11 protein-coding genes are annotated in these 9,014 nt (G+C 59.1%); 2 read left to right on the top strand and 9 right to left on the bottom strand.

Annotation, left to right across the window (positions count from 1 at the left end; translation table 11 throughout):
* Positions 1–91 precede the first annotated feature (91 nt).
* Positions 92–1,093, bottom strand: coding sequence for a hypothetical protein (locus BSG19_RS22530; RefSeq protein WP_092990241.1), 1,002 nt, complete (start codon positions 1,091–1,093; stop codon positions 92–94).
* Positions 1,094–1,349: 256 nt separating this feature from the next.
* Positions 1,350–1,883 carry a hypothetical protein gene (locus BSG19_RS22525; protein WP_092990240.1) on the bottom strand — a complete coding sequence of 178 codons (534 nt, stop codon included), beginning with the start codon at positions 1,881–1,883 and terminating at the stop codon, positions 1,350–1,352.
* A 302-nt stretch (positions 1,884–2,185) separates the two neighbouring features.
* Here BSG19_RS22525 and BSG19_RS22520 point away from each other — a divergent pair, with 302 nt between their 5' ends.
* Both BSG19_RS22520 and BSG19_RS22515 read left to right on the top strand, forming a co-directional pair.
* On the top strand, positions 2,186–2,728 hold the full coding sequence (locus tag BSG19_RS22520) for a hypothetical protein (protein WP_092990239.1): 543 nt from the start codon (positions 2,186–2,188) through the stop codon (positions 2,726–2,728).
* Between the two features lie 152 nt (positions 2,729–2,880).
* The gene (locus tag BSG19_RS22515; RefSeq protein ID WP_092990238.1) at positions 2,881–3,522 is read left to right on the top strand and encodes a recombinase family protein; all 642 of its coding nucleotides are present in this window, start codon (positions 2,881–2,883) and stop codon (positions 3,520–3,522) included.
* A 24-nt stretch (positions 3,523–3,546) separates the two neighbouring features.
* On the opposite strand, the gene BSG19_RS22510 is transcribed toward BSG19_RS22515, so the two are convergent.
* The 7 genes from BSG19_RS22510 to BSG19_RS22485 form a co-directional block, all read right to left on the bottom strand.
* Positions 3,547–3,834 carry a hypothetical protein gene (locus BSG19_RS22510; protein WP_092990237.1) on the bottom strand — a complete coding sequence of 96 codons (288 nt, stop codon included), beginning with the start codon at positions 3,832–3,834 and terminating at the stop codon, positions 3,547–3,549.
* Between the two features lie 8 nt (positions 3,835–3,842).
* Positions 3,843–4,409, bottom strand: coding sequence for an HGGxSTG domain-containing protein (locus tag BSG19_RS22505; protein ID WP_139274810.1), 567 nt, complete (start codon positions 4,407–4,409; stop codon positions 3,843–3,845).
* Between the two features lie 321 nt (positions 4,410–4,730).
* On the bottom strand, positions 4,731–7,070 hold the full coding sequence (locus BSG19_RS22500) for an AAA family ATPase (RefSeq protein ID WP_170866079.1): 2,340 nt from the start codon (positions 7,068–7,070) through the stop codon (positions 4,731–4,733).
* Positions 7,071–7,128: 58 nt separating this feature from the next.
* Entirely contained in the window at positions 7,129–7,389 is a 261-nt protein-coding gene (locus tag BSG19_RS26200; RefSeq protein ID WP_170866078.1) for a helix-turn-helix domain-containing protein, read from the bottom strand.
* A complete protein-coding gene (locus BSG19_RS22495) occupies positions 7,386–8,042 on the bottom strand; it encodes a hypothetical protein (RefSeq protein WP_092990234.1) in 657 nt (218 codons plus the stop codon). The genes BSG19_RS26200 and BSG19_RS22495 overlap by 4 nt, the downstream gene beginning before the upstream one ends.
* Entirely contained in the window at positions 8,026–8,460 is a 435-nt protein-coding gene (locus BSG19_RS22490; RefSeq protein WP_092990233.1) for a hypothetical protein, read from the bottom strand. The genes BSG19_RS22495 and BSG19_RS22490 overlap by 17 nt, the downstream gene beginning before the upstream one ends.
* The gene (locus BSG19_RS22485) at positions 8,457–8,708 is read right to left on the bottom strand and encodes a helix-turn-helix domain-containing protein (RefSeq protein WP_092990232.1); all 252 of its coding nucleotides are present in this window, start codon (positions 8,706–8,708) and stop codon (positions 8,457–8,459) included. Before BSG19_RS22485 ends, BSG19_RS22490 begins: the two co-directional genes overlap by 4 nt.
* Positions 8,709–9,014 lie beyond the last annotated feature (306 nt).

The raw sequence follows: 9,014 nt of genomic DNA, 5'->3' as shown, positions 1-9,014 counted from the left end.
ATCGGATGCTTGGTCATAGGACTACTCCTAGTGTTTGCACTAGGACTTCCGATGTTCGCATCAACCTCGCAAGACGGCCCTCACCGTGGGCTTACTCTGTGAGATCGATCGCGGCAATTCTAAAGTTGGCCGTGGCGCTGAACATAGTTCCGAAATATGACCCTGCGTTATTGGTGTTGAGATGGACACCGCGGCCAACTTCACCATCCGACCCCATATTATAAGGTTTGCCGATGTTGATGCTCAGAACTTGCCTCCGACGAAGCAGATCCGTCCCATGGCAGAACAGGTCCAACTCATAACCCACTGTTGACCCGGCGGTATCCGCATCAAGGACTTCAGGCAGGTCCATCACTTCGGTGTAATTGCCAAAGATCTGATCGCGCGGCCCGAGGCCATCAGCCAAAGCGTCGGCCGGCCGCTTCATCGCGGATACAAGGCCTGCATGCTGACCGCCGCCTCGCCCCTTGCTGGATGTGACGAATAGGCCGCCCCATACAAAGTTAGGCGAGTTCGTCTCGATGGTCGTGTTGACGAGAAAACTGTTTATGACGTTGCCTTCGACGCCGCCAACGTGATCAAACTTTCCGTCAATGCGGACGATAGGGCCTGCATTCGGATAGCTGGCGGTGCGCAGGAAGAACTTCGACCCGAGACCGAAGAACTCCTGCGTGTCGGCGCCGCTGTAGACGCCGATAACCGGGTTGCCGCTTTCGCCGGACGTCGCACCGTGGAACTGCCAGAGCTTTGCTTTGTCGCCGGCCTTGATACCCGTTGGCCATGCCGAAATATTGAACTTGCCGGGCGGGACTTCGATCGTGCCCCCACTCGGCGCGGCAGCGTAAGCCTTGGCCACCGCGGCCGTGTCATCGACGCCGGTAATCATTCGGGCGCCGTGATTTTTAATGTTCTGTGGTCCGGTGTCCTTCAGCGACGGAGCAACCTGGAACACATTGCCGCTCGCGTCTTTCGCGTGCAGCTTCTGGTCAGGCATGTTCAACCCGAGTTCGCCCTCGAGAAGCTCGCTGGGCGCGAAGACCTTGCCGGCCGTGGGCGTGCGACGGGTCTGGAAGCGAGTAGGGGTTGAAGCCATCAGATGGACCCTCCGTCGGTTATGTCGAATGCTGCCTTCACGGCGGCCATTGTCGCAATTTGCGTGGTGTTCGTGCCAAGGACCGCGGTGGGCGCGTTCGAATAGGAAAATTCAGGGAAGGTCTCAGCGGGCATAGGCGCTCCATAACGACCACATCGAGCAAGGCAGCGCATGGGCTGCCGCGTTGGCTTGATGTTGGTTGACGTCCTTCCGGTCGTGACCGGAAGTGGTGAGCGCGGTGCCTCGAATTCCGCAATTAGCGAGAGCGTTTTGCATAGCAGAATTCCTGCGCAGATGCCAGCGCACGGACCAGCGCGACACGGCGTTTCCGGGCTCTTTCGTTAATTTCCTGGAGCAGGACCTGGTTGTGCGCGGCATTACGAAGCCAACGCGCGTGCGCCGTCGCATCCGTCATCAGATGCCGGCTCTTGTTGCGTTCACCTGGCAACATGGCCCAGAACTCGACGTTGAGGAACAGCGCGCGGATGCACCGTTCCATCAGCTCGGTCGGTTCGAGAGAGAACACGTCCTGAATGATCGGCGCCGCGACCCGGATTTCGTTGATTAGCCGATCGCGGAGCTCGACCGGAAGCCGCGGGGCGTTGGCTCCGACGGCCGCCTGCAGGCTGTAGATCGCTTCCGACAGGTTCGCCGCGGCGTCGGCCTGGGGCTGCACCCTGACCCGCGCGAAGGCGCACACGATGTTCTCCGCCCGCTCGACGGTTCGTTCGTCGGGAGCTTCGGCGTCTCCGGGGAGTGTGGCTTTGAGGGCAAGGCGCTCGTTCATCATGGTCGGATGATCATGCGTTCCCCTGTTCGAAGAAATGGGCAAACGTGCTTGGCGGTTTCGAACACTATTCGGCTCGCAGGGACGGGCCTGAAAGTTCCAGCGGGGCGGATTTTGGTAAGGGCTTCTGATGCCGTTTCCGCGGGCTCGCGGCGACTATGCCGGGGGGCGGTCCCCGGGGTGGCCGGGGTCTCGTCCGGCAACCTACCGGGCAACGACGCGACTGTCTGCCAATGTCTTTCTACAGATAATACAGTTAGATAGGTTGGTTTACCGAAGCGTGGTCCAGCGTTAATAACGTCGCCATGGATAGCACGAGAAAATCGCAAGAGTTCCTTTTCATCATACAGGGCATGATCCTGACCTCGTTCGCGCGAAGCGGCGGCAAGCTCCCAAGTATGGCGTCCTATCTTTCGATCGCGCACAGTGCATCGGAACGCTTGCCGAACGACAGAGATGCCTTGCTGTGCGCATTGGACTTCGCGCAAGCGGCGTTGCCAGAGTTTGCAACGGGCAGGCAACTTGCAGGTTATCGTCTACCAGATTGGACAGGGCTATCCGATGATTGGATTAACAGCCCGACTGAAGAGCGCATAGACGGCAAGTGGCAGCCGGAGAACCCGCGCTGGGCAGGCTTGCCAAGTGACAGATCAGACCATCTGGAACTCATGGCGCTGCTGCGAGACGGAGGAAGGAAAACCGTCTTCGAACTCAACAAGGCAACCGGTCATTCGCACGCAAAGATAAGAGCACGTCTTCGTGCCATGGAGCGTCTCGGCACTGTCACCTGTTTGGACGTCGAGAAGCAATGCTGGACCTTAGCAGACCTTAAAAGCTTGCCCGATTAGCATTCGCGTGTCCGCACTCGCATGTCCGCAAGGGTATACCGCCGCGGACAGCTGATTATCCGCACACGGACATGTCCGCATGGGTTGACATCATATCAGCGTACACTATTATCAAAGTACACACCCAAACGGACATTGACGCAGGATTGATCATGACCAGAACCGTTTTCTATGCTCGCGTCTCCACAAGCGATCAAACCCTCGAACATCAGATCACGCAGGCCGAACAGGCGGGGCATGTGATCGATGAGGTCGTGGCAGATCATGGCGTCTCCGGTGTGAACATTCCACTCGCCGACCGCGCACAGGGCCGACGTCTTTTCGATATGCTTCGCCGAGGCGACACCCTTGTCGTGCGCTGGGTCGATCGCCTGGGGCGGAACTACGATGACGTGACGGCTAGCCTTCGGGAGTTCCTTAAGCGCGGCGTGATTGTCCGGACGGTCATCAACAACATGACGTTTGATGGTGCGACGCGCGACCCAATGGCAATGGCGGTCCGCGACGCGCTGATCGGCTTCATGGCGGCAATGGCCCAAGCGCAATCCGAAGCGACGAAGGAGGCCCAGAAAGCCGGCATCGCCCATAAGAAGGCGCAGGACCAGCCCAAGGCCTACCGGGGGCGGAAACCATCCTATTCGCGGCCGCAGTTCAACATGATAACCGAAATGCTCGACGCCGGTGCCGGTCCTTCGGAGATCGCAAAGGCTTCTGGCCTCACGCGTCAGACGGTCATTCGGGTGCGCTCCGACAGGAACGCCGCGGAAACTGGCCTTCGGGATTGGGGCCTGTAGGCTTTGGTTGGCGGATGCACGTCGTCAATCGAAGATCCCCAAGTCACGGCGCCGCAAGTTCGTTTCCAGATTGCCGATAGCTGACGCGAGCTCATCCGCCGTCATCTCGTGCGGCTCTTTCCCGCCCGCGGCAGTCGTGGGGGCGTTGAAATATCCAGCGACACGAAACAGCGTGGCTGCCGCGGTCGCTCTTGCCGGGCTCGTGCTCTTCGGAGAGCGGCAAACGTCGAGCGCGGTTTCGTAGGCGACCAACACGCCTTCGGTCTGAATTCGCCTCAGCAGTTCACGCTGCGTTTCGACCACTTCCTGCATATTTGCTCCTACTGAAAAATATCTATGTCCGCGGTGTCGATACTTGAGGCCGCAAGCAGGGCTTCCAGGCGGTCGATCTTGCGCTGTAGCTCGGCTGCTTCCGGGCTGAAGACCTCGGGCAACGCGGCGGCCTGCCGGATCTCTTTCGCCATAGCCCGCTGACGGCGCTTCTCCGCGCGGGGTGCCGCGGGGCCCGGTTGCCTGGCTTTGTGCCAAGCGTCGTGGCGCTCGCGTTCGGCCGGCGTCATGGCCGCAAGGCGCGCTTCCCGACGTTTCTGATCGCGCCTGACCTGACGGAGCTTCGCCTGAAGCTTCTTCTCTCCGCCATCGGGGCCCTTAGCGCTCGGCAAGCTTGTGACGTGGAACTTGTCACCGCGCGGCGTCGCGCCGCCGTGAAAGCGGCATTTGCCGTTGGTCATGGGCAGCTGCCGGCATTGCTCGCCCGTCCGCTTCGCCTTTGCGGTGCACGTCGGCAGCGTCGCGCGTTTCAGGTTCCAGGCGGTGATCGCCGCTCTACCAATAGCGCGGAACGCGGCGGACTGCGACCAGCCGGGCGTGCGCGTGGGCTTGGCCATGATCAACCCCGCCCTGTTCGAGAAAAGCCCCGATGGGGTATACCGATGTTCAGCGCAGACAGATGCAGCGATCGAACCCACGACCCCAAGACGGCCAGTTCGGGAAGCAACCGTTCTGGACAGAATGTCCATGCGACGGCCTTGTTTTGATCCTGAAGAATTGCGCCAGTTATTGGAAGGGTCACTCGTCTTTTGAGCCGTTGCGCCGCTCCAGTGTGCTCCAGTCCTATAAATAGGGACTGGCGCACTGGCGCACTGGCGCAGTACAGGTTTGCGCCAGTTCTTGCGCCAGTTATTTGAGGACTGGCGCACTGGCGCAAATCACCCAAAAATGCTGTTTTCGCGGACATCTTGTCCCTCCGCCACTCGAACAAAGGTTCTTTGCTTCCTGCTGGCGTCTTTCCTATTGAACTCGACAAGCCTCTTGCTCTTGATCCAATCGGACACAATGCTGCTTATTCGACCTTTGTCCTCCGCGTCTTGGACGTCCAACCCCATCGCTTGAGCAATGGCGACGCCGACCCAAGCTTCGCCTGCTCGCACGTCGCGACGCCATTCGCCGGCACGAATGATATCAAGAGCAGCCGCTTGTTCGTCGTAATCGACCTCCACTGCCTCAGACGAGACAGTCCGACTTGTTACAACGCCGACTTGGTCGCCGTTCAAGAAAGCGTCTGCAGCATCGCCGGATCCGTTGCCGAGCGGACGATTTACCAGCTCGAACCAGCGTGTTTTGTCGTCGGCTGGAAGTGCCAGATTGTTCTTCCCGTCGCCGAAACGAAACAAGCGCTTGTGCGCGGCCTCCAGCCCTAGCTTAAGCCCTTCTTGCCTGGTCATGCGGCTGATGGCCCGCGCTGAACGAGAAGTAGCAAGCAAGGCTGACGCCCCGCGACTGTCTTCAACGGTGATCTCTTGCCCGTTCAACTTCCTGACGTGGTGCACGAGTTCGACCGAGCAGTTTCCGACGTCGGCGATTTTCGCCCATTGCTTAGTAACGGCGTCGATCGCGCCGTTATCGTTTTCGGACACCCGATGCGAGGAAACGAACGGGTCGATCTGCAGCACGTCTATTTTATTTTGCTGGATCTGCTGAAGGACCGCTTGCGCGACAGGCACCGATATCTTCGCGCCTTCGCGTGTGTCACTGGCCAGCAAAATTTCAGTGTCCCGGCCACTATCGACAAAAAGGCGGTCACCGATATCATCCGAAGATAACCCGTAATGCAGCATCGCAGCACCTATGCGTCTGTCCAGTTCGTCGCGCGGGTCTTCTCCGTTCCAAAGCCACACGCGGAACTGCCCCTTCGGCTCTACGCCGAGCAGAGGCTTTCCAGATGTCATCGCCAACGCCTCTACAATTTCGAGGGACGATTTGCCGACCCCGGAAGGGGCAACCGTCGCTGAGACAAATTTTCGGATATAATGCTGGCCATAAAGCCATTGGCGCGGCTGGATCCGGCCCGGTTCCGGAAAGTCGTAAGGCGTTGCGCGTATCATCGGCGCGGCGGTTGTCTCAGAGGAAGGCAGCGTGGCGAATGGGTTGTCGGGATCATCGAGGTCGTTGAACCAAACTTCGGCAACGGAAAACGTGTCGTCGGATGCAAATCGGTCAGCCTTCTCGTAAAGCCATCCCGCACCCAGACCATAAGGAGGCTTTATACCGCCCCAGTCCTTTTCCCATAGTTCAGGAGTACCGCCCTCGTCTTTGGCCGCCCAGTCACACCATAGATCGAAAGCCAAGCGCTCATGATGCGGCAACGCAGCTTTGAGCGCGACGCCGACGCGGATGTAATCGTCGCGATCAGGGAAAAGGTCACGGTTGTTCGGGAGCGCCTTCGCAGCACGCTCGACAAGCTCAGGCTTGCCGAGAAGTCCTGCCTGGTCGATGTTTTGTCGTTCCGAAGCGGCCTCATGCTTGCTGTGTTTCGCTCTTGGCAGCTTCGCTTCCTGCGAAGCTATGAAATCGGCCAGCTTTTGGGGCGTGATGCACGTCAGCTTATCGATAGCGACAAGAGGCCGACGCCATTCGTAGAACTTGCCTGTCTTCGGGTGCACGCCGGCAACAACCATCTGCCGCCCGCGCGCCGCGATCTCTATCTTTTCGTCATCTCCATCGACACCCGCAAAGACAATCTGCTGGTAAGGCACGTCTTTCGTGATGCTGTAGAACAGCGCGCGCCGCGGCCATCGTCCGACACGCATGGGAGATGGTCCAAGAATGTCGAGCGCGTCGGCCTCGATCGCGTTTGCGGTTCCAAGATCCGCAGCGTCGATGTCGACCGAAATAAGTCCGTCGCCCATCCGCAGGCCGACCCCGGCGCCCATGCCAAACCACTCGTCCAGATGCTCGTCAGTCGCAACAATCGTTTGCCACTCGCTAAGCCCTGTCCATTTGCCGTTCCGTTCGATGCCGGGCGTTTTGCCTCGAGCGTCGTTTGTCGTGCCTGCGAGCTTCGCAAGGCGCGACTTCTCATGCAAGGGCGCGTCAGGCGGTATAATGGGTAGGATATTCCTATAGCCATACTCACGGAGGCGCCTGAAGGTGATTTCCGGCACCGTCGGAACCGATCCATCTAAGGCTTGGGCTGCCGCTTGCTGCTGACGAAACGACAATTGCGGTATTTGTGCCTGCGGCGGCGATGTGGTATTCTGGGAATGCATTGGAAAGTGCCTTTCGGCCGGTTGCGCATTGCCCGCGCGCCGGCCTTTCCTTTTGGGGTCAAGCGTTGTTGATGACGCGGAACTGGCGACGCAGCGCTTCAGCCTTCCGCTTCCGGCGCGTCGCGGCTGCAGTAAGGCGCGAGGTATCCGCCAGCACCAGGCGATCAACATCACGGACGTCGATCAGTATGCGGCCGCGGCTGCGGTCTGCAGGTAAACGGCCATCGGCCACCCGGTCGTAAATCCAGCCCTGGCACCTACCCGCCCGTGTTGCGGCTTCGCTGACGGTAAGAAATGTGTCGTCCAATTGCACCTTCATGCTCCGTCCTCTTCTCTCGAGCGGACAAGGTGCAATGATGGTTTGTTCGATAATAGAGGCGATCGTGGAGGATCAATTCGACCAAATCGACGGCCGGAGGCGATACCGAGGACGTTGGATACCGCCTTCAGCGCTGCAGGGCCGTCGTCTTCAAAAAGCATTTTCCCTGCCTTGCTTCTGAAGATCCGGCGGACGACACCGCGGTCGACGCCAAGCTTTTCGCCGACCCGTTTGAAGTTCTCGTTCAGCGAACGACCGCCGACATAGCAAGTCATCAGCGTTGCAAGGATAGCCAACTCGGCCGCCCATGCCGTGCTCACTTCCTGCGGGCCCCGCCTATGCGCAGCGGCCTCCCGTTCGAGCCTCTCTGCATGTAGTTTAGCGTAGTCCCGGAGCGTCGAAGGCGTTTCAAGGTGCGCCTGCACTGCTGCGGCGCCGTTCTGCGCCTCAATAAGCGGCAGCACAATTTCCTGAATGAAAATGTGCTCCGGCCATTTCCAAGACCGTAATTCCTGCTGCTTCAGGCTATATATGCCCAGAGCGCGATAGCGCTCGTCTTCGCTATCCCAAAGCTGTTTGTGCCAGAGAGCATTCAATTCCTCGACATACTTCGCCAGAATTGTGCCGTGAGGCGGATTATGCTTGATCGACATGGCCGCCTCCCTGGACAGCGTTACGGAAGAGCGGATGCGCAGCAGCGTAGCGCCGGGCCGCCGGCGTGCGGGCCGCGGCCTTCAGGTGCTCGAGCTGCCGGGCTGCATCCGGGTTCTGTGCCTCAACGAGCGCCAGGGCGAGCCGGATGTTCTCGGCACTTGGCGCCCGGTACTCAGGCGGCACCCACACGGGCACCTCAAGAGACATAGCGTACTGCCCACCCCCGTCAGCCAAAGGCGGCGTTTGCATGCGCAACAGCATCAGGTCGGGCCGATACTCGTAGCCTGGGATCATGTCGGCGAACCGCATGGGTCGGAACTCGACGAACCGCATGGGTCGGAACTCGACGAACAACGGTGCCGATGGGCCATGCTCTGATTTGCGGTTATTCCGCGTTGTTCGAGCGCGCTGGGTCATCCGAAAATTCCGAGATCAGGATCTGCACGTCGTCCGCGGCCGGCCGGGTTCCTGGCAATACCGGCGACGAAAGGCTTACCGGCGGTTCCAATCAGGCGCTGGAGGTCCGTGCGATGAATGAGCGTACGCCCGCCAACCTTGACCGCGTCCAGTTCACCCCGCCGCAGCAGCGCGTATATCTGACCCCTCGACGAGCGCAAGTATTCCGCCGCCTCCTTGATGCTTAGAACAGGAAATTCATTCGTCATGTTCACCCTCAATCTAGTGAGGGTACATGATGAGATGAAGGAATAAGACTGTCAATATAGACCATGCAATTTATTCACGATCATTGCTTTTAACATATTGTCCACGTCTCGTGTAATCCTGATATTCAAGGATATAGACTATGGTGACATACAAGTGACATACATAATCATAGTATATCTCCGATAGAGGCGGGCGACCCAGCAAAATTCGTGCGTGGAACCGCGTCAATGCACAGCGCAAGGAAGCCAAGCGGACACGCGTAGAGCCGCGCTTGGGTAAACTCTAGGGCGAGCGACCAAGAACGG

Source organism: Rhizobium sp. NFR03 (genome assembly GCF_900111275.1).
GTDB lineage: Bacteria > Pseudomonadota > Alphaproteobacteria > Rhizobiales > Rhizobiaceae > Ferranicluibacter.
Note: the sequence above shows the minus strand (reverse complement) of the source record. Positions and strands in the feature narration are given on the sequence as shown.